We start from the raw sequence: 253 nt of genomic DNA on the forward strand, positions 1-253 counted from the left end.
CAAAAGGGTTGGTGGGTCGAGCCCTCCACCTGGCCGATTTTCACCCTGACGGCGACCATAATCGCTGCACTGTTCCAGGTGGCGTCCTGGCTGCGCTCCGGCAGGGCGGCCGGATTTTCGGGCGACTTCTGGAAAAGGTCCTTCTGGGCTTTCGGCGCGCTCGGCCCGGCGCTCTCCTATTCGGCCGTCTTTCTCGTCTATCTCTTTGCTGTCGGCTGGATCGGCTTTGCCCTTTCGTCCTTCATCTTTCTCC

At 61.3% G+C, this 253-nt stretch carries 1 protein-coding gene; it reads left to right on the top strand.

From position 1 onward, the window contains the following. Nucleotides 1–253 (top strand): hypothetical protein (locus tag EUU22_RS25390; RefSeq protein ID WP_205687957.1); only part of this gene is annotated, 253 nt, incomplete at both ends.

The organism is Ciceribacter ferrooxidans, from assembly GCF_004137355.1.
Classification (GTDB): domain Bacteria; phylum Pseudomonadota; class Alphaproteobacteria; order Rhizobiales; family Rhizobiaceae; genus Allorhizobium; species Allorhizobium ferrooxidans.